This window comes from Lysinibacillus sp. FSL M8-0355 (assembly GCF_038008985.1).
Lineage (GTDB): Bacteria > Bacillota > Bacilli > Bacillales_A > Planococcaceae > Lysinibacillus > Lysinibacillus fusiformis_D.
The window spans coordinates 3,984,872-4,005,535 of the sequence record NZ_JBBPAI010000001.1 but is presented as its reverse complement, the minus strand read 5'-3'; the positions used below and the strand labels follow the sequence as shown (position 1 = coordinate 4,005,535).

Annotated in this window: 20 protein-coding genes and 1 pseudogene; 7 read left to right on the top strand and 14 right to left on the bottom strand. The window is 37.0% G+C overall.

Features of this window, described 5'->3' with window-relative positions; all coding sequences use genetic code 11:
• Window positions 1-14 precede the first annotated feature (14 nt).
• The 3 genes from MKY46_RS19540 to serA all read right to left on the bottom strand — a co-directional run bounded on the left by MKY46_RS19540 (window position 15) and on the right by serA (window position 3,135).
• Window positions 15-938 (bottom strand): hypothetical protein, encoded by a 924-nt coding sequence (locus tag MKY46_RS19540; RefSeq protein ID WP_036118076.1) that lies wholly within the window; start codon window positions 936-938, stop codon window positions 15-17.
• A complete protein-coding gene (locus MKY46_RS19535) occupies window positions 928-1,431 on the bottom strand; it encodes an RNA polymerase sigma factor (RefSeq protein ID WP_230593750.1) in 504 nt (167 codons plus the stop codon). Before MKY46_RS19535 ends, MKY46_RS19540 begins: the two co-directional genes overlap by 11 nt.
• A gap of 96 nt (window positions 1,432-1,527) precedes the next feature.
• Window positions 1,528-3,135 carry a phosphoglycerate dehydrogenase gene (serA, locus tag MKY46_RS19530; RefSeq protein ID WP_036118072.1) on the bottom strand — a complete coding sequence of 536 codons (1,608 nt, stop codon included), beginning with the start codon at window positions 3,133-3,135 and terminating at the stop codon, window positions 1,528-1,530.
• A gap of 806 nt (window positions 3,136-3,941) precedes the next feature.
• Here serA and MKY46_RS19525 point away from each other — a divergent pair.
• The gene (locus tag MKY46_RS19525) at window positions 3,942-5,591 is read left to right on the top strand and encodes an FAD-binding dehydrogenase (protein ID WP_036118069.1); all 1,650 of its coding nucleotides are present in this window, start codon (window positions 3,942-3,944) and stop codon (window positions 5,589-5,591) included.
• Between the two features lie 117 nt (window positions 5,592-5,708).
• On the opposite strand, the gene trhO is transcribed toward MKY46_RS19525, so the two are convergent.
• The gene (trhO, locus tag MKY46_RS19520; RefSeq protein WP_036118065.1) at window positions 5,709-6,680 is read right to left on the bottom strand and encodes an oxygen-dependent tRNA uridine(34) hydroxylase TrhO; all 972 of its coding nucleotides are present in this window, start codon (window positions 6,678-6,680) and stop codon (window positions 5,709-5,711) included.
• A gap of 139 nt (window positions 6,681-6,819) precedes the next feature.
• On the opposite strand from trhO, the gene MKY46_RS19515 reads away from it, so the two are divergent.
• Window positions 6,820-7,602 carry an enoyl-CoA hydratase gene (locus MKY46_RS19515; RefSeq protein ID WP_036118062.1) on the top strand — a complete coding sequence of 261 codons (783 nt, stop codon included), beginning with the start codon at window positions 6,820-6,822 and terminating at the stop codon, window positions 7,600-7,602.
• A gap of 47 nt (window positions 7,603-7,649) precedes the next feature.
• Here MKY46_RS19515 and MKY46_RS19510 read toward each other — a convergent pair whose 3' ends face one another.
• On the bottom strand, window positions 7,650-7,835 hold the full coding sequence (locus MKY46_RS19510; RefSeq protein WP_036075853.1) for a YhzD family protein: 186 nt from the start codon (window positions 7,833-7,835) through the stop codon (window positions 7,650-7,652).
• A gap of 247 nt (window positions 7,836-8,082) precedes the next feature.
• Between MKY46_RS19510 and MKY46_RS19505 the strand changes: the two genes are divergently transcribed.
• The 3 genes from MKY46_RS19505 to yhaM are packed head-to-tail and all read left to right on the top strand — an operon-like array spanning window position 8,083 to window position 13,125.
• A complete protein-coding gene (locus MKY46_RS19505; RefSeq protein ID WP_036118057.1) occupies window positions 8,083-9,297 on the top strand; it encodes a metallophosphoesterase family protein in 1,215 nt (404 codons plus the stop codon).
• 4 nt (window positions 9,298-9,301) lie between these two features.
• The gene (locus MKY46_RS19500; protein WP_036118054.1) at window positions 9,302-12,190 is read left to right on the top strand and encodes an ATP-binding protein; all 2,889 of its coding nucleotides are present in this window, start codon (window positions 9,302-9,304) and stop codon (window positions 12,188-12,190) included.
• The gene (gene yhaM / locus MKY46_RS19495) at window positions 12,187-13,125 is read left to right on the top strand and encodes a 3'-5' exoribonuclease YhaM (RefSeq protein WP_036118052.1); all 939 of its coding nucleotides are present in this window, start codon (window positions 12,187-12,189) and stop codon (window positions 13,123-13,125) included. Before MKY46_RS19500 ends, yhaM begins: the two co-directional genes overlap by 4 nt.
• A gap of 186 nt (window positions 13,126-13,311) precedes the next feature.
• Here yhaM and MKY46_RS23850 read toward each other — a convergent pair.
• Window positions 13,312-13,491, bottom strand: a pseudogene (locus MKY46_RS23850) (IS3 family transposase); the annotation flags it as partial.
• 400 nt (window positions 13,492-13,891) lie between these two features.
• Complete coding sequence (locus MKY46_RS19485) at window positions 13,892-14,197, bottom strand: hypothetical protein (protein WP_036118048.1); 306 nt, start codon at window positions 14,195-14,197, stop codon at window positions 13,892-13,894.
• Between the two features lie 290 nt (window positions 14,198-14,487).
• On the opposite strand from MKY46_RS19485, the gene MKY46_RS19480 reads away from it, so the two are divergent.
• Window positions 14,488-15,618 (top strand): ISL3 family transposase, encoded by a 1,131-nt coding sequence (locus tag MKY46_RS19480; RefSeq protein ID WP_051891573.1) that lies wholly within the window; start codon window positions 14,488-14,490, stop codon window positions 15,616-15,618.
• A gap of 231 nt (window positions 15,619-15,849) precedes the next feature.
• On the opposite strand, the gene MKY46_RS19475 is transcribed toward MKY46_RS19480, so the two are convergent.
• Window positions 15,850-16,824, bottom strand: coding sequence for a peptidylprolyl isomerase (locus tag MKY46_RS19475; RefSeq protein WP_036118045.1), 975 nt, complete (start codon window positions 16,822-16,824; stop codon window positions 15,850-15,852).
• 143 nt (window positions 16,825-16,967) lie between these two features.
• Between MKY46_RS19475 and MKY46_RS19470 the strand changes: the two genes are divergently transcribed.
• Window positions 16,968-17,072 carry a YjcZ family sporulation protein gene (locus MKY46_RS19470; protein ID WP_004230765.1) on the top strand — a complete coding sequence of 35 codons (105 nt, stop codon included), beginning with the start codon at window positions 16,968-16,970 and terminating at the stop codon, window positions 17,070-17,072.
• A gap of 167 nt (window positions 17,073-17,239) precedes the next feature.
• On the opposite strand, the gene MKY46_RS19465 is transcribed toward MKY46_RS19470, so the two are convergent.
• The 6 genes from MKY46_RS19465 to MKY46_RS19440 form a co-directional block, all read right to left on the bottom strand.
• Window positions 17,240-17,425, bottom strand: a complete 186-nt coding sequence (locus tag MKY46_RS19465; protein ID WP_008173337.1) for a hypothetical protein — start codon at window positions 17,423-17,425, stop codon at window positions 17,240-17,242.
• 69 nt (window positions 17,426-17,494) lie between these two features.
• Window positions 17,495-18,040: a DUF3267 domain-containing protein gene (locus MKY46_RS19460; RefSeq protein WP_036118042.1), complete on the bottom strand. Its 546-nt coding sequence runs from the start codon at window positions 18,038-18,040 to the stop codon at window positions 17,495-17,497.
• A 205-nt stretch (window positions 18,041-18,245) separates the two neighbouring features.
• Window positions 18,246-18,806 (bottom strand): HTH-type transcriptional regulator Hpr, encoded by a 561-nt coding sequence (locus MKY46_RS19455; protein WP_036117418.1) that lies wholly within the window; start codon window positions 18,804-18,806, stop codon window positions 18,246-18,248.
• Window positions 18,807-18,963: 157 nt separating this feature from the next.
• Window positions 18,964-19,359, bottom strand: coding sequence for a YtxH domain-containing protein (locus MKY46_RS19450; RefSeq protein WP_036117416.1), 396 nt, complete (start codon window positions 19,357-19,359; stop codon window positions 18,964-18,966).
• A gap of 132 nt (window positions 19,360-19,491) precedes the next feature.
• The gene (locus MKY46_RS19445) at window positions 19,492-20,028 is read right to left on the bottom strand and encodes a tryptophan transporter (RefSeq protein ID WP_036117414.1); all 537 of its coding nucleotides are present in this window, start codon (window positions 20,026-20,028) and stop codon (window positions 19,492-19,494) included.
• A gap of 148 nt (window positions 20,029-20,176) precedes the next feature.
• Window positions 20,177-20,590: an HIT family protein gene (locus MKY46_RS19440; RefSeq protein ID WP_036117412.1), complete on the bottom strand. Its 414-nt coding sequence runs from the start codon at window positions 20,588-20,590 to the stop codon at window positions 20,177-20,179.
• Window positions 20,591-20,664: the final 74 nt, after the last annotated feature.

Genomic DNA, 20,664 nt, shown 5'->3' with positions numbered 1-20,664 from the left:
CAGTACATTTTTTGTTAAAAATAGACATTTAGTCCAAGATATAAACATGTAAAAGCTATAGCTAGACAAAGCTGGACAAGAGCGCTAGCTATTAAGTAACCCTGAGGTTCACCAGCCTTTTTACGATAATAGATTTGCATAAAGGAGTAGAGTGAGAAAAGGCCATAAATAATTACTGCATGAATAGTATGGTGTACAAAATAGATAACAAATGAAATACCTCCAAACAACACGAGCATGATGGCATTGGCAATGGCATGCTCAACTGTCGCAGCAAAAAAGCGACGTTCTGTATAAGGCATTCTTTTTTTAGCAATCCACAGTATGAAATGCATAAGTAGGATGAAAATGTTCCCAATAATAAGTTTCGTCGACCGCTTCTCATCATAAAAATAGCGTAGTGAGTCAAATGACTCTTCAATCAGAAAGGCTTGCTGTGTTTCAACATTGAAGAAAATCTTGTTATTGAGTACCTTCCATTTCTCTTGTGTACGGTCATTATAGAGAATCAAAATATCATAGATAGTACCACTTTTCCACTGACTAGCGGATATTGTTACAGGAGAAGCGTTGTCCCAATTTTGTTGTAGCTGTGTGATAGCCTTTGCATGAGCATAGCATTGCTGAGGAACATAAAGGCAAGAATCCTGTGCTATAAAGGTTTCCTTGTTCATATTCTCCTTTAAATAGATTCGTTGGATTGCTTTGGAGGAATCCATTGTTGTAGGAGAATTAGTAGGACTTTGAACAAAAGATAATAGTAATATAGAAAGAACTACTATAAATAGCAATGACACAGAAGGAATTTTCCATCTATTTTTAGTCTTTTGTTTATTAATTACTGAGGGCTCTGTCATATTGCGTAATAATTTTTTTTGCTGCTGATCAGATAACATTAAATCATCTAAGTGTTGCCATGTCTTCTTATCATTCTTCATCCATCTCACCTCCTAACTGTTTTTTTAATGCGATGAGTGCTCGTTTTAATGTGTTTTTTACTTTTCCCTCATTCCAGCCAAGGATAGTGCAGGTTTCCTCGATGGATAGTCCCTCTATTTTGCGCAGAATGATTACATCACGATAGGTGATTTTTAGTTTACGAATAGCAAGATATAGCATCTTGGCATCTTCTTGTTGCATCAGCCATTGATGAGGAGAAGGTGACGCTTGTTCTTCATGCTGTTGTAAAAAAGGGACAAACTGAATTATCCTTTTTCGACGATAATGATCATAGGCAAGGTTACGTGCAGTGCACCGCAACCAAGCGAGATCGGCTCCTTCTTTTATTGTTTGGTGATGTTTCAAATAACGGACAAAGGTTTCCTGTGTATAATCCTCCGCTAATTTTTCATCATTTAGTAAGTAATATAAGTATTTAAAAATGGTGTGGTTATGTAAGTAAAATATTTCTTCTATCTTCAAGCTGTACACCTCCTTTTCTTTAAAGACGAAGAACCCTTAGAAAAGTATCATTTTACCAAAATAAAAAGCAGAGAGTAGAGACTCCCTGCTTCTTGTTATGATTAATTATAGGTTAATGGCTTTTACCTCATCAATGTTTTCAAGCTGTGCTACAAAAACTAAATCTTCTTCAGTTACAACATTATCAACCGTTAGCATCATAACCGCTGTACCACCAACCTGTGCACGGCCAACTTGCATTGTTGCGATATTGATTTCTTTTTCTGCAAGCTTTGTTGCTACACGGCCAATTGCACCTGGTTTGTCCGTATTTTTAATGTAAAGAAGGTGACCTTGTGGAATGACGTCCACAACATAGTCTTCTACTTTTACGATACGTGCACCTAAACCGTTTAATAATGTACCAGCTACTGTATGTGTTTCATTAGCAGTAATAATTTCAATCGTAATTAAGCTTGTAAAGCCTTTAGCAGTTGTTGTTTTGTGCTCATTAATTTTCATGCCGATACGTTCAGATAAGTAACGGGCATTGACATCATTTACATGATTACCATGATTTTTTGCTAATAAGCCTTTTAGTGCATTTGAAGTTAATGGACGTACATCATAGTTTGCTACTTCACCAGCATAAGATAGGTTGATTTCTTTTACAGGCTCTGTTGTTAATTGTGATAGGAATGAACCAAGTTTTTCAGCTAATTCAAAGAAAGGCTCAACTTGTGCAAGAAGCTCTTTCGGAATAGATGGCATGTTTACAGGGTTTGTTACGGTACCTGTTTTATAAAATTTAATGATGTCGTTTGATACATCAACCGCAACAGATTCTTGTGCTTCAATTGTCGATGCACCTAAGTGAGGCGTTGCGATTACCTGTGGTAATGTCAGTAGCTTATGATCTGTTGCTGGTTCAGAAACAAATACATCTAGGGCAGCACCAGCTACTTTTCCTGCTACGATTGCATCATATAAATCATCTTCATTGATAATTCCACCACGTGCACAGTTAATGATACGCACGCCATCTTTCATCATCGCAAATTTTTCTTTATTAATAAGATTACGTGTTTCAGGAAGAAGTGGTGTATGAACTGTAATGAAATCTGCTGCTTCGCAAATTTCTTCAACTGTTGCTTTTGTTACACCTAATTCTTTTGCACGTTCATCTGTTAGGAAAGGATCGTATGCCATAACATTCATACGTTGACCTTTTGCACGATAAGCTACTTCAACACCGATTCGTCCAAAGCCTACAACACCCAACGTTTTATTTTTTAGCTCAACACCAACATAAGATTTGCGATCCCATTTTCCATTTTTTAATGTATTAAAAGCTTGTGGAATATGACGGGCAAGTGAAGTCATCATTGCGATTGTATGCTCAGCAGCTGAGTTTGTGTTACCATCTGGTGCGTTGACAACGATAATGCCATGTTCAGTAGCAGCAGCAAGGTCAATATTATCGACACCCACACCAGCACGACCAATTAATTTTAAGTTTTTAGCTGCTTCGATCACTTCACGTGTCACAGTTGTTTGAGAACGAACAAGTAATACATCCACATCTGCAATTTTAGCGATTAATTGTTCTGGTGCAAGACCAGTGTCCACAATAATGTTTAAATCTAAATCTTGCTCCTGACGTAATGGGAAAATACCATCCTCACTTAGTGGATCAGCGATAAATACGTTAATGTTTTTTGTTGCAGTAGTCATTATAATTAGCTCCTTTTTAATAAATATGGGTTGTGGATTTATCTACGACAGTCTGAAATTTGTAAAATTCGAACATCTTACAGCATGCAAACGATCTCCTTTCTAAATCGAAAACAATATAAAAAGCCTTCCACGCCTTACAGACACAGTTATTGTGTTGTAAGGGGCGAAAGGCTGAATAAACATTGGTTCGCGGTACCACCCTTAATCACTGCTGGAAAATTTATTCTGGCAGTCTTAGCTATATGCGTAACGCGCATGGGACGGATAAGCTTACTGTTAAGTTGTTCGGCTTATCTATTCTGGAGTGGAACTATTATCGTAGAAATCACTGATTTACACCAACCATCAGCTCTCTTTGGATTTTCTTGTGACTAGTATGTCTCCGTCGTTATATTTTGTGTGATTAAATTTGTTAACATCATAATCCCTATTGTTCACCTTTGTCAACGATATTTCTGAAAAACTTAAAAAATATAGACTTCAAAAGTCTGAATAATAACTAAAAACGAACATTATTTGTTTTCTTAGTGTTTAATATTCGTCTTTTTGGAGGATACAATGAAAGCGTTAACGATATTTGAAAAGTGCGATAGTATCAGTGTTCCATGTAGTTTACGGTTAAAAAATTATATGGTAATTAAATGGAATAAATTAGATGATTTATGCTATTCCTTGATGATTTTAGTGTAAGAAAGCGAACATTTTCGCTTGTCACATTTTAGACAAAAAATTAGATTTTAGAAGGTAAACAGGCTGTGAGAGAAGAATGTTAGTTAAGGATGATTTGATTTGGGGGTGTAAAAATGCAGTACGATGTTGCAATAGTTGGTGCTGGACTTGCGGGTTTAGTTGCTGCTTGTGAGTTAATCGATGCAAAGAAAAAAGTTCTTTTAGTAGATCAAGAGCCTGAAAATTCAATAGGGGGACAGGCATATTGGTCTTTTGGTGGGATATTTTTAGTAAATTCTCCAGAGCAGCGAAGGCTTGGAATTAAAGATAGTAAAGAACTGGCGTGGCAAGATTGGCAAGGAACTGCAGGCTTTGATCGTTTAGAAGATGAGGATTCCTGGGCTTATAAATGGGCCAGAGCCTATGTTGATTTTGCTGCAGGTGAAAAATATGACTGGTTAAAGTCAAAAGGTATTAAATTTTTCCCTGTGGTTGGATGGGCAGAACGGGGAGGCTCTTTAGCGGGAGGACATGGCAATTCTGTACCAAGATTTCATATTGTATGGGGAACTGGTCCTGGCATAGTAAAGCCGTTTGTAAATAAAGTAAAGCAAGCTATGAAAGATGGATTTATCGATTTTAGACCAAGACATCGTGTGGATGAATTTATACAACATGATGGAACAATTACAGGAATCAGTGGAACAGTGCTAGCAGAAACCTTTATTAATCGAGGTGAAAAAAGTTCGAGATTGGGGATTGGCGAATTTTCCTACGAAGCCGATGCCGTGATTGTAGCAAGTGGCGGTATTGGGGCTAATTTTGATTTAGTAAGAAAAAATTGGCCTGCACGACTTGGGACTCCTCCTAAAAATATGGTATGTGGTGTGCCAGCTTACGTTGATGGGAGAATGCTAGAAATCACAGAACATGCTGGAGGACGTATTGTAAACCGCGATCGCATGTGGCATTACACAGAGGGATTAAGAAATTGGGATCCAATTTGGCCCAACCATGGCATTCGTATTTTACCAGGGCCTTCCTCCTTATGGTTTGATGCAGAAGGTAATCGATTCCATGCACCCAACTTCCCAGGCTTTGATACGCTCAGTACGTTAGAGGCAATTCAAAAAACAGGTTATGATTACTCTTGGTTTATTTTAACGGAAAAAATTATTGAGAAGGAATTTGCACTATCTGGTTCAGAACAAAACCCAGATTTAACAAACAAAAGCATTAGTGATGTGCTTAAGCGTATAATGCCAGGTCCACCAGCCCCTATCCAAGCTTTTAAAAATCATGGCGAAGATTTTGTGATTGCACATGATTTAAAAGAACTAGTAGAAGGCATGAATAAACTAGCAGGGAATGAGCTACTGGATTTCATGAAAGTGAAAGAGCAAATCTTGGCAAGGGATCGAGAAATGGACAATAAGTTTACGAAGGATTTACAGGTTAACGCTATTCATGGGGCAAGGCATTATATTGGAGATAAATTAGTGCGTGTTGCCAAACCACATAAAATTCTAGATACTAAAAATTGGCCATTAATTGCCGTACGTTTAAACATTCTAACTAGGAAAACCTTGGGTGGCTTACAAACAAATTTAAATGGTGCGGTGTTGGGTATGGATGGTCAACCTATACCAGGTTTATTTGCTGCTGGTGAAGTAAGTGGCTTCGGTGGCGGGGGTGTTCATGGCTATCGTGCTTTAGAAGGGACATTTGTCGGAGGCTGTTTATTTAGTGGACGGCAGGTTGGGCGCTATTTAGCGCAGGAATAATAAGAAAAAGAGCATCGTTCATCAGGACGATGCTCTTTTTGGATGGGCTAGTAGATGGCTTACTATTTTAAGGTTTAGACCATTTACGCACACGGCTAAACCCTATCTCACCAAGTATTAACGATTTGCGTTTTGAATCTCTGCAATCTTAGCAATTTGCTCCTCAACCTGCTCCTTCGTCCAACCATTCTCTTCGACAAAGAAATTGCGTTCTGCACGGCGGCAATCATCTGAACAGCTACGCATATAAAATGCTTCGTGTTTTTCCTCACATAACATTAATTTATGACATTCAGGGTTTGCACAGTTTGTATAACGTTCAGAAGGTTCACCTGTGAAGTAATCCTTCCCAACGATGACATGCTCAACCTGATTAATCGGTACACTTCGACGACGGTCAAAAACAAACATCTGACCATCCCATAGCTGGCCCTTTACTTCAGGATCTTTTGCATAGGTTGCAATACCACCGTGTAATTGACCAACACTTTTACCATAGCCTTCACGTTTTAGCCAACCAGAGAATTTTTCACAGCGAATACCACCTGTGCAGTAAGTTAAAATCTTTTTATCTGAAAAATCTTCTTTATGTGCTTCCATCCAAGCTGGAAGGTCACGGAAGGTTTCAATATCAGGTCGTACAGCACCTTTGAAATGACCAATATCATATTCATAGTCATTTCGGGCGTCGATAATCACAGTGTTCTCTTCTTGCATTTGTTCCATAAATTCTTTAGGCGATAAATAATCGCCTGTGATTTCCAAAGGATTAATATCATGCTCCAAACCTAAATGGACAATTTCCTGACGAGGACGTACATGCATTTTCTTAAAGGTATGTCCTTCCACCTCATCGATTTTCCACATAATATCACTAAAACGAGCATCTGCCTTCATATGATTCCTATAAGCATCTGTTTGCTCAACGGTACCAGAAACGGTGCCATTAATGCCTTCAGAGCCTACTAAAATACGTCCAAGAAGTCCAATTTCTTTACATAATGCTAAATGTTCTTCTGCAAATGCTACAGGGTCTTCAATTGTAATATATTTATAATAAAGTAATACACGATAGTCCTTCTGTATCAAAATACGTTACCACCTTTAACTCAATATTCGTCCTTTAATATAGCATAACAAGAGCAATTTTGCTTAGAGTAGAAGGAGTTTTCTAAAAAAACACGAATAGTACATAGTGAATGACTATTCATATTTGGGGGTAATAGAGATGGAATTTTCAACGATTACTTTAGAAAAATTAGAACGTCGTGCAACGTTAACATTGAATCGTCCGCAGGCGATGAATGCTATGGATGATGTTATGATGCGAGAACTCGCAGAATGCTTTGAGGCTCTCCAACAGGAACAAAATATACAGGTGCTTGTTATTCGTGGAGAAGGAAAAGTCTTTTCTGCGGGTGGCGATATCAAGGCTATGTTAGATGAAAATAAACCATTAAATATTGATGAGGCAATGGTCTATCTTTCACGTATTGTGAAAGCGTATTATCAGTTACCAATGATTGTGATTGCGGCTGTTCATGGTGCATCGGCAGGTCTAGGGTTTAGTCTAACACTTGGGGCAGATATAGTTGTGGCTTGTGAAAATAGTAAGCTAGCTATGAATTTCATTGGAATAGGACTAATCCCAGATGGAGGTGGTCATTTCTTCATGAAGGAACGTGTGGGGACTGTTAAAGCGAAACAGATGATTTGGGAGGGGAAGGTATTAACAGCAAAAGAAGCATTAGATGAAGGGCTTATTGACTTTATTGCACCAGAGGGTACTGTATTTGCCATGGCAGATCAGCTTGTTGGTAAAATGCTTGCGTCACCTATTTCTTCCATGATTACAACGAAAAAAATTCTACATGCTCAAAATTTGCCTCAGCTAGAAAATATCCTAGCTTTAGAAGCAGAGGGGCAATCCGCTATGCGTAAAACAACAGATCATCTAGAAGGCATTCATGCATTTGTAGAGAAAAGAATGCCTGTCTTTGTAGGAAAATAACAATCATAAAAGGCGCGTAGCAACATTGACTACGTGCCTTTTAGCCACTAAACATGGAATAAAATTAATTTACCCGAAGCGTTTACAAGACGATGAGTTTTGTCGGCAACACCTTTTTCCTCAATTTGTTGTTGTCCGTTTAGTTTAGCAGCCTCATCATTTTCAAATGTCCAAGTTTCATCAAATAATGTTTCCCCTGTTTTTTCAAAAGCTGTAAAACGATAATTCTCCATACAAACCCCACCCTTTTACTTAAATATATTTCTATTATACATAGAAGATTTATAAACTTCACGGTAAAACTAGTGAATTTTTTGATAAATTACGAAAATTGTGGAAAAAGTAAGGCAATGCTGTTTTTTATGTAATACCATTTTTCATAAAACGTGAACTATGATAAAATAGAACAAATATTCGGTTTTGTTTAGTGAACATATTACGGTACAGAGGCGATAATTATCTACTATTTGAGGTGATTGGATGACAGCAATTCGTTTTTTTCATTTGGCAGATTTACATTTAGATAGTCCATTTAAAGGTTTATTTGGATTACCTGAGCACATTTTAAAGAACATTAGGTCGAGTACTTTTGAAGCATTCGATAAAATTATCCATAAAGCAATTCAAGAGAAACCTGATTTTATATTAATTGTTGGAGATATTTATGATGGTGAAAATCGTAGCTTGCAAGCACAACGAAGATTTCAGGATGCAATGGAAAAGCTCTTCCAACACAACATCCCTGTGATTGTGAGCTATGGTAACCACGATCATTTAAATGGCACTTGGACACGCTTTGCTTTGCCAAGCAATGTCTATGAACTACCAGCGGAAACGACCGTGGTTCAATTAAAAATCCGAGGCCAGCAAGTAAATATATATGGTTTCAGCTATCATGAACGCCATTTAAAGGAATCAGTTATTGAAAGTTATCCAATTGCACAGGATCAGCATGCCATTCATATTGGTATGCTACACGGCAGTGAGGCAGGCAACACGACCCATGATGTTTACGCCCCCTTCACTAAGCAGCAGTTGATAGAAAAGAACTATCATTATTGGGCTTTGGGACATATTCATAAACGACAGCTTTTACATCAAAACCCTCCCATTGTTTATCCAGGCAATATTCAAAGTCGACATCGTAAAGAACAAGGACTGAAAGGCTTTTATGACGTGACGTTATCCCAAACATCGAATGAGCTAGATTTTATCCCTACATCTACTGTCGTTTATAACACGATAGAAGTGGATTGTACGAATGTTGTACATGCCAATGAATTACTAAAAAGATGTTCGGAAGCGATCACAACGAATAGGACGAAGTACGGGGCATCAGTAGTTGAGCTTCACCTGCAAAACATTGATGAACAAACGGAAGCTTTATTTGAACACGCAACTGTAGATGCATGGTTAGATACTGTGCGAGAGACGGAGGAAGGCATTGAGCCGATGTGTTGGGTACAAAAGTTGGTATTGCAGAAGACAGCAAGTCTTTATGAGCAGACAGTAGCAACTCAATCCGTTGTCAGCTTAATGGAGCAGTGGGACAGTAATGAATGGAAAGATATTCTAAAAGATTTATACCAATATGCTGGTGGTGCAAGGCTGATAGAGCCACTAAGTGACAAGGATATTGAAAACTTAACGCAAAATGCACAGGCATTATTGGCAGAAGAAATTCAAAGGGCGTGATCACATGCTGACTATACAAAAAATCCAAATATATGGCTTTGGTAAGCATGAAAACATCACCATTTCCTTAAATGAGGGTGTCACTATTTTTTATGGATTAAATGAAGCAGGAAAGACGACGATTCAGCAGTTTATACTACAAATGCTCTTTGGTTTCCCCATACGGCAGCAGACACAGCGCAAATATGAACCAAAAGTTTCGACGAAATATGGTGGTCAGCTCACACTCGTGCATCCTATTTATGGCCAGTGCACTATTGAACGTGTGAAAGGAAAGGCAGCGGGCGATGTTTCTGTTTATCTAGAGGATGGAACAACGGGACACGAGGAACTATTAACTAAGCTTTTATATGGGTATTCTAGAACGTCCTTTGAATCCATTTTTTCATTTTCATTGCATGAGCTACAGGGCATTGAAAAAATGTCAGAGGAGGAGCTAACCCATTTGCTACTAGCCTCTGGCACAACAGGGGTTCAACATTTATCAGCTCTTGAAAAGAAGATGGAGAAAGAGGCAAATGAGCTGTTTAAAAAAACAGGTAAAGTACCCGTGATTAATCAAAAGGTTGAGCAATTAAAGCAGCTTGAGCGTACGATTAAACAGGAGCAGGGAAAGATTCTAACATTTGAGGACAAATTAAAGCAATTACAACTACTTGAGCATAATCTAGAAAAGCTTTATAGTACGCAAAAACTGCTGCAACAACAATGGCAGCAGTTAACGATTCAAAAGCAGGCACTACCTCTCCTCAAACAGCAACAGATTTTACAGCAGACACTGGTCAATTATCAACATGTACAGTTTCCGCCAGAAGGTATAAGACGCTATGAGCAATTAAAGGATCGTCTATTACACGAAAGCCAGCAGCTAATGCAATTAAAGGAGCAATATCAAACATTACAAAATCAAGTACTTACCATAGCGGATGAGCATACAGTCAATGAAATGGCTCGTCTTATGCAAAAAGAGGCAACGTGGCATCAGCTGATGGTGAAGGAGCAAAATTTACATGATGATCTCTTTATGTTTGAGCAAGAAATAAAAGCACAGTTTCGTTTATTAGGCGTACTCGAGACAGAGGCACAGGAGAATCTTCTCGAAGAAACGGTTTCACTCCAGCAGGAACAACAATTTCAGCTTCAATTAAGTAAATTGGAGGAGGCAGAGGACGAGCTAAAGTTTCATCTACGCTCACTAGAGCAAGTCCATCTAGAATTAGAGACAATTGCCAAACAAAAGCAACGGCTCATGCAAGAGTCATTAACAAATGAAGAAGAACATATTTTAGCACAGTGGCCCCAACAAAAGCGTAAGCTTGAGCAATTACGTGCGGCCAAATCGCAACGTAGTAAACAAAAGCAACCTCATTATTTTAGCTGGCTTGTACTGCTAATCGGTTTATTGTCATTGATTTATGGTGTATTTGAAAAAAACATAGTTACGACCATTATCGGAGCTGTTTTATCATTGCTGACTCTGTTATTTATCCGATATGTTAAACAAGCGGATGAGCCTACTAGTAAAGAGCATAGTTCCCTTCTTCGAGAGTTAGAGCAGGAGGAAATGACGGTACAAGCGGTGCTATTAAAGAAGCAAAGATATGAAGATCGTTGGGTACACGTCAATGAACAGCAAAAGGAGAAGGAGCAGCAATACGCTTCTCTTGAATATAAAATTCAACAGGCTGAGATAGAGATTGAAGAAGCCACTCACACACTCCAGCATTTTTTAAAACGTTATCGATTACAGGGAACAATCGCCAGAACGTTAATGCCCGAATTATTTATGCGTATTCGGAGTGTGCAAGAGCTAGCAGCTAAAAAAAATAGTACCCTAAGCCTTATGCAAGAAGTTCAAAAAGAAAAGCAGCATATTTATAAACAGCTTCAACAGGTTTTAGAGGGAGCCTATGATGAACAGGAAATATATATGTATTTACGGACAGCCTACCTTGAAGCACAACAACATCAACAGCAAGTACAGCAAACAAAAGAACAGCTAGCTGGCCTGAAGATAAAAATGGATGGTGGGCAATCAAAACTGGACCGTTATACAACTGAAATGGCTGAGCTATTGAATGAAGCACAAGTTCCAAACGAGCAGGCTTATTATGAAATGTATGAGCAATTTGAGCAGCAAAAAAACATCATGACAGAGTTACAAACGGTTCAGGCTCAACTCGCCTCACTCAATCTTCCACAGCGAGAGAGTCTAGTGGAGGATACTGTTAACGAGGATATACATGCTTTAGAACAAGAGCAAAATTCAACGCAGCTAGCGATCGACCAATGTCTTGCGCAACGTGCTGCTTTGCTCATTGAAAAAGATCAGCTATTAAATGATGAAAAGTATGGGCAATTGCTACAACAGTTTGAGCAGGAGAAAGCAGAATTGCAGCAGCTGATTGAGCAATGGGCAACTAAAAAAGCTGTTGCGACAGCCATTCACGAAACATTATTCCGCCTACGTGAAGAAAAATTACCTCATGTCCTTGTGGAGGTGAATGCGATTTTCCGTTTACTAACAGGGGGAAGATACGATAAACTTTCGATTCATGATGAAGGTTATTTTGTTGCACAAGATGTAGCAGGATTACGTTATCAAATGGCTGAATTATCTCAGGCTACCAAAGAACAAGCCTATATTGCATTACGTCTGGCCCTTGCAAAAACACTAGTGAGCACTGCTCCATTTCCAATTATTATGGACGATCCATTTGTCCATTTTGATCGAAACCGTACAAACAAAATGGTACAATTAATGAAAGAAGTAGGATATGAACGTCAAATTTTATATTTTACTTGTCATGATACAATGCTCAAACATTGGCAGAAAGAGCAAATTGTCGATATAGGAGCATTAGCAAATGAAAGGGGAGTGGCGTCAACATGAAAGGGATTACGACGCTCCAAGTTGGAGAAGCAGTTGATCAATTTTTATTAATAAAACAAGCGACAAAAGGTGTTACAACCGTTGGAAAGCCATTTATGTCGCTATTACTACAAGATAAAAGTGGAGATATTGAGGCAAAGCTCTGGGATACAAATGAGGATCATGAAAAAATGTATCATGCTGAGGCCATTGTACGTGTAGGTGGAGAGATTCACGACTATAGAGGAAAGAATCAATTGCGTATCAAATCTATTCGTGTTGCCAAGCCAGAGGAAGGTATTGCGATCGATGATTTAGTACCATCCTCTGCAACACCAAAAGAACAATTGTATGAAGAATTGACACAATTTTTCTTTGATATTAAAAATCCAAATATCTCACGTATTACAAGAGCGGCTATTAAAAAACATTATGATGCCATCTTAGTTTTTCCGGCAGCAACTAAAAACCATCATGACTATGCGTCTGGTTTATTAGATCATATGGTGTCCATGCTCAAACTAGGAAAAGCCATTGCTGATTTATATCCAACACTTAATCGTGACCTGTTATATGCAGGCATTATTTTGCATGATATTGGCAAGGTTGTGGAGTTGTCTGGGCCTGTTGCCACGATGTATACAGTGGAGGGCAATTTATTAGGTCACATTACCATTATGGTGAATGAAATTGCCAAAATTGCAAGTGAGCTAGAAATTGAAGGCGAAGAAGTCATGCTGTTGCAGCATATGGTATTGTCTCACCATGGGAAAGAAGAGTGGGGGAGTCCGAAAAAACCGATGCTTCAAGAAGCGGAAATCTTACATTATATTGATAATATAGACGCGAAGATGAACATGCTAACAAGAGCATTAGGGAAAACGACACCAGGTGAATTTACTGAGCGGCTTTTCCCACTTGATAATCGTTCATTTTATAAGCCAACATTTTTATAAGATAAACAGAAGGTTAGTTTATGTTCATTTGGGGATGACAATTGATTTATGGAGTAACTCTCCAAGTTTTCTTAGTGTAGGGTTAATGAAGTGATGGAGTAGATACATTTTAATTTTACTCATTACTCTCTGATTAAAAAAGTGCCCCAATACAGAATCCCATAAGTGAGATAGTCTCAAAAAGCATCATCCAACCAGTTTCCGATAATTAATCGGAGACTGGTTGTTCAATTTCAATTGATTTAGAGTATTGTAATAATATTTTATATAAATCTTCACGGTTTGATCTATGATGGTCGTTTTAGTGCGAATTAATCCGTCCAGATAAAATGTTTCTGCTTTTAGTGTCGCCTGAAACGACTCAATTGGGGATTTGGCGTACTTTTTAAAACCTCGATTTGTTGCTTTGTAAATTTTTTTCAAACTCCATTTGTTAAGACCATCTGTACCTTTCCCAAAAGTATATTGCTTCCCCACAGGCTGTTTGAAATGATGCATCACCCAACTTATACCGTCGTGTCCGTGTTTCAATTTGTTTGTCATTTCGAATATAATTCTTCTAATTTAATCTTTATGGGAATACCTTATAACTTCATTTTTATTTTCTTTAATTTTACTTTTTTAGTGATGAATAATTTTATTTCCTATAAAAAAAGGCATCTCCAATAGATGTTAGGATATATTACCCTAAATTCAAGTGAAGATGCTTCTTTGTTTTGTATAACCCAAAGGGGTCAATTCATAATAATTGAGGCGCTTTTTTTAGTTATGGATGGATAAGCCATCCTGTATAATGAGCTACTGTTCTGTTTTCACTTTCTATATAATACCAATTTCCAAGCATAAGGCGTCCTCTTGACCCATAATCGAGGAAAGTAGGTGGAATTATTCTTCCTTCAAAAGAAATACTTCTTGATACATTTTCCCCTTTGTAAGGCGTTATAATATTTCCTTGAATTTGAGCATTAGATGTAGCACTTGGTTGACTTGCTTGTGCAGATGGTACAATTGCTCCCGAAAATAAAAATGTAGATGTTGCTAAAATACCAACGAATAATTTTACTTTTTTCATAAATATCATCTCCTATTTTGTCTAGAGTAATGTAAGTTAAAATATCTAACCGAATTACAAAAAAACATTTTTGAAAATGAATTTTATGTAAAAAATAGATATTAAATAAATTACAATATAATTATACCATATTATAAAAAATAGTAAATTTTGTTTTTTTTATGGTTCTTCACCATAACTTGTGGTTGATTTTCTATTAATTCAATAATTTTACATTTTCTTATAGAAGAAAAGCGAAAACTCACGTATCGTAATTGTTGTCGAGACAAACCACGAGAGGAGTTTTCGCTTTGTACTCCAAGTTTATCAAAATGCTATTACCGTTACCATCTTTTTTCAAAGTTTCTTTTCCATCTGATGAAGAACCAAATGTATTTCCTATTACATTAGGTGTTTATTCAGTGCCATGTCCAACTTGCCAAAAAAAACAATTCGTCATGCACAAACATTACGTCGTTTTCGTCATGGCTATGCTTGGCACCTTGGATTTATTTGGATTGAGATGGCGATTCCACGTCATCGTTGTGTTGCTTGCGACCTCACATTTACCTATGACTTCGGCTCTGTTTCGTAGAGAACTTGTGAGGCATTGCCACGGTCGTTCCATTGCTGATGTAGCACGTGAATATGAACTACCCTACACGACTGTTGAGCGTTGGTATTACTTGCTGGCAGCTGATGAATTAACCGAAGAAATTGCCACAACTATCTGTGTAGACGAGTTCGCTTTGCGCAAAGGACATCATTATGCGACCAGTGTTTTAAATGCCGACACAGGTCGTATTTTGGCGATTGTTCCTCACCGAAATCAAGACGTAATTACTGCTGTTTTACAGAAAGTAACAGGGCCTATTCGTGCGGTGGTCAGTGATTTTGCTCCAGCGATGGCGAACGCAATTCAAGCCGTTTATCCAACTGCGATTCATGTGCTGGATCGCTTTCATCTCGTGCAATTTTTTACCGAAGCCCAGCAGCGAAGACGACGGTATTCAGGAGAAGCCAAAAAGCAACATAAATTGCGATTCATTGACCGTTGTTCGGCACGAAAACCTGAACAATTGACGGAAGAAGAACGTGGATTTGTTGCACAGTGGCACAAGGAAGATTTGCCTACAAAACATATTTATCAAGCATTGAATCATATGCGTTATGTACTGAAAGCGACAACGATGACACAAGCAAAACGACGATTAACAGAATGGTTTAAAAGGTATCAATTTCATCTTTGTGGTGCCGTTTCTAAAATCGCAAAAACATTGATAACACGTGAAAAAGCATTGCTGGATACCATTATTTCACCGCTATCAAATGGCATGATGGAAGGCACAAATAATAAAATTAAACTCATCAAAAGACGTGGTTTTGGCTATCGAAATGAAGACCGTTTATTTCTTCGTTTACGTTTAGAAACAGGTCGCTGATTTTGTCACCCATGACTTTTGGTGAAGAACCTTTTTTATATAAAAAATCCTTTGCGTTTGTTGTGAACCAATACCTTTTAATATATAGGTTTGCGTCTGACACTATACCATATTCAAGTGAGTATATTTTTTTATTATTTACTTTTAAAGATTGTATCAAACAATATAAATGTCAAAGGGTTACGCCAGACTAACCTAGCGTAACCCTTTTCAAAACCTTATAAATAAAATTTATTTACCTTCTTTTTCAGTATTTTCATCTTTGCTTTCAGTGGCTGCTTTCTCTTCAGCTTTTTTAGCTGCTTCCTCAGCTGCTTTTACTTGTTCTTCACTTGTTGTTGTAAGGGATTCTAAAGCTGCTTTTAATTCCTTATCAGATGTTTTAACATTCGCGTCTTTGGCCATTTTTGCTACTATATCTTTAAGTAATTGTTGACCTTCGCCATTGTTCATTAATTTAGCTAGCATTTGTGAACGAATGTTGTCTTCTTCTTCCTTAAATGATCCCACACCTTCCACATCACGCTTGTCCGTAATTTCAATTATGTGATAGCCAAAGCTAGACTTTACTGGCTCACTTAAAGTGTTTAATTCTAGCGCATAAGCAGCGTTGTTAAATTCATCAACCATTGAACCAACAGAGAACCATCCAAGCTCTCCACCTTTTTGAGCAGAACCTGTGTCTGTTGAGTACTCTTTTGCTACATCCTCAAACTTAGCGCCACCCTTAATTTTTTCAATAACTTCTTTAGCTGTTTTTTCATCTGCTACTAAAATATGACGACCATTAAGTTCCGTTTTCATTTGCTCGTAGTATTTTTTCACATCTTCTTCTTTAATTGCTTGATCTTTTAAAGCTTTATCTTGTAAGATTTCTAATCTTAAAAAATTTTCTTTAAATGATTCATCATTTAAACCACTTTGGGCTAACATGTCTTTTAAGCCATCACCATACTGTGTGGAATATTCATCGTATCTGGCTTGAATTTCTTTATCAGTTACATCATATTTACTTGCGAGAACCTTCTCTGCAACTAATTGTTGTAGTACTACAGACCCCGCTAAAGTTTTTGCTGTTTCATTAAAATCAGCTACTGAAATATCGCCCACTTTAGAAGTAACGATTGCTTTGCTGTCTCCGCCGCTACAAGCACCAAGCGCTAATACAGATGCAGCTAGAGTTAAAGATAAAACTGTCTTTTTCATAGTGGATATTCTCTCCTAACATGGTTTCGTCCATTTTTTACTATAACATAAACGTTTTAAAAACAAAATGGTTCCCCCTTGAGTATTGCCTATATTTCAAATTTTGAAGCGCATAGGATATAGAAAAGAAAGGGGGTGAAGTTATGGGCAACGGAGGATACGGTGGCGGTGGCTACGGCTCAGGCTTTGCTTTATTAGTTGTGTTATTTATTTTATTAATTATCGTTGGTGCAGCGTTCCTATACTAATTAATAAAACAGCGAAAAGCTAAGAGCTCTAACTCTTAGCTTTTCTTAACAATGTTAGACATTCGCGCCGCATGCCTTAGATACTACCAATCTTCTTGGTTAGAAAAAGTTGTTGCATGGGGGGCTTGACTTATTCTTCGAGCGTGCGGACGGGCGCGGATGTACTGTTATACTGCATATAAAATTTCAATATAGAATGAGACAAGTAATATGGTAATAAGTATATTTATAGTTCGGAATATTTTTGGTTGGTTTTCTTCGGGAATTTCACGTCGCATGCATAGAGCATATGTCATGCGGTTAATTTGAAATAAATAGAATACCGAGAATAGAACTACAATCATTAATAGCAAGTCTATTCCTCCCCTCTTTCAATAGTAATAGCATAACAAAGAACGTCATTAAAAAACAAGTACAAGCATTTAGTGAACGGTTGGTGGAACTAAAATTTCATAACCTTTAGGAGTTTCCTCTATTTGCGAATTTTTAGGTGAGTGCAAAAGGTATTTCACGTAAAGGATATCAATCAAACATAGACTACAATGATAGGCTAGCAGCAATGTACCATAATGTGTATATGCCGGTAAAAGCCAAGTTCCTATTATAATACTTGTGTTTAGAATGATAAAAGGCGTAAGTAATGCTAAGATGTAACGATTTTTTGATAAAGGCTCACGAATACGCATGTGTAAAACTGGAATTATATAAAATTGAGTACGTACACGCAATTTTAAATGCTGGCGTAAATCGTATAGTGCCAGAAAATGTAAAAATTTATGAACTGGATAAAGTGTTAAGGCTGCTATGACAAAGAGCCAGAATAAACGATCTGTATAATGCTCCTCGTTGAATAAATTAAACAATACATACGAAACAGAAAAGACCGACAAAAAGGTAATAACACTCATTATAATAATACGCGTAGTACCGTAATGATGTTCTAGATTTAAAATTTTCCAACAATGCATGGCTTAGTATCAACTCCGAAATAGGAAGTGTCCTATTTAATGTAAATTGAATGATGTTAGAATGCAAGAAAAAGGAGGTATTTCAGAAATATTTCTGAAATACCTCCTTTCACATGATTTATTCCTGAATGAACAGTAGTATACCTCATTATGTTCAACTAATAAATAAGGGCAGGAAAAATTTTGTGCAGTTTGAAGCTTCGTCTTATCCTTTTACAGGTGTGCGTTCTTCTAGTGTGTCAAAGGAATCGCGGAAATGTTGGAAGGAACGTTCGAAAATATCGATGAAATCCTCACCATAAATATTACGAATAACAGCCATCACATCTAAAAAATCTGGGAAACGGCCATATAGATCTTTTAATGCTAGTGATCCTTCTAATACGGAATGATACGTATTATGGTAGTTTTTATTCATCTCTATAATGAGTTCTGTCCCAGTTTCAGTTAGCTCCACGTAAGTATTACGTTTGTCGTCATCACGCTTCGAAAATTTAAGGAAGCCACGCTCTTCTAACTTTTTGGAGAAATTAAATGCGGTAGAAACGTGCATCACGCCAAATTTTGCTACATCTGAAATGGATGCTCCTTTTAAATGATATGAAATCCATAAAATATGGTGTTCATTAATATTTAGATCATAAGGTTTAATCCATTGTTGCCAATCTTTTTCTACCGCTTTCCATAGCGCTTTAGATAACTGTGCGATTCTTTGACTATAAAGCATCGCTTCTTTTTGTGTATATAATTCCTCTGACAAAGCCATCACCTACTGCTTTCTTTCACATTTTTAAAAATATTATAGCAGTAAAGAAAAAAAGTTTAAAGTTAGAAAAATTAAAAAATTGAAAAGTGGTTAAAAAATAATATTATAGTAATGATTTTTGATAAAAAAATAGATTTTTTACCATTCGAAAAGGACTTTAGTCGCTAACTTTTTCTTGTGGTTTTTTCTTATTTTCTGTAATTTGTGCAATGTTTTTCTCGATTTCGCTAATCGAATTCTGTAATGCATCTAATTCTTGTTGCAAATTATTTTTAGTTGGTTCGATTTCTTCAGTGAAAGTTGTAATTGTTTGTTTTAAATCATTTATTATTTGTGGGATATTATTTTTTACTTCAATTGTTAAAGTGTTGACAGATTGTTTAACAGTCCCTACTTGTTGTTTGACATCAAGGAGCATTCCTTTTGTCTGATCGACATTTTGTTTGACAGAAGCACGTAGCTGTTGTCCTGATTGTGGCGTTGAAAAAAGTACAGCGACTGTCCCACCGATAATGCCTGTTGTTAGTCCAAGTAAAAATGGTTTTGCTTTCATATTGATACCTCATTTCTAGTCATGTTTATCTACTATTAAACCATGAATTGTACAAATACAAAAAGAAAAAAGAAACTAGACGAGTGATTTACCATCACCGTTTAGTTTCTTTTAATTATTTTAAGTAAGTGTTTATGATATTTGAGAAATGGCTGTATTGAATTTAGAACGCTTCACTAATTTTGTGACAATGGGATAAATGACGGCAAAAGCAACGACATTAAATGCGACAGCTGGCAGGACAACGCCAATAAATAACATCGCAAACGTTGCACCAACATTTGCATTGAACACAAAAAGTGCTACGGCTAAAAAGACAGTTCCTGAAAGAATAGTTCCTAATCCAACTAAGATAGCTGATACAGCGAAATGATTTGCTAGTTTTTTGAGAATCAATAAAGCGGCTAAAAAGACAAAGCCTGTTACTGCTTTATCAATAATATTTGGGACAAGACCTGCTGGGAATGTTGTAAATAAACCTGAAAGTACGCCTGTTGAAAGCGAAAGTAAGAACGTTTCTTTCACAGTGGGGAACAATAAAATGCCAATAAACATCATTGTTAACATGAAATCAGGTTTCATGCCATTCACCATACCTGGTGTCACCACATAAAGGGCTGCACCGACACCTACTAATAATGCCATTAATACTAAATTTTTTGTATTCATCTGTATCTCTCCTCGACTAAGCTAATCTATTTGTCTCCTAACGTATCCTCTTGATCGTTAGCGAAACTTATTTGTGATTGTACGCCAAAATTTTTCAATTTGCAATACAGTTTTCTGAACATTTTAATGTTAATATATTACAAATGACTTATAGATTGGCTTTAATACTTTCTGCAACTTCAGCTAACTGCTCTGGTGAATATTTTTGAGTCTGCCAAATTAAGCCTAGTCCTTCTTTTTCATCGTAACGCGGAATAAAATGTAAGTGGTAGTGGAAAACAGTTTGTCCAGCGGCAGCACCATTGTTATTAATCGTATTCATACCTATTGGCTGAAATGCTGCTTTAATAGCATTAGCGATTTTTGGTGCAACTGCATATAGATTACGTGCTACATCCTCTGGCATTTCAAATAGATCTTGACAGTGATGCTTTGGAATTAATAATGTATGACCTTTTGCAACAGGTGAGATGTCTGTAAATGCATAGACATGATCGTCCTCGTAAACTTTGGTACTTGGAATAGATCCGTCAATAATTTTGCAAAATAGGCAATCGCTCATGAGAATTTCCCCCTTAACGTATATGTAAGTACATTCTATCATACTCAAACCTGTATCATTTGCTAATTTTTGAT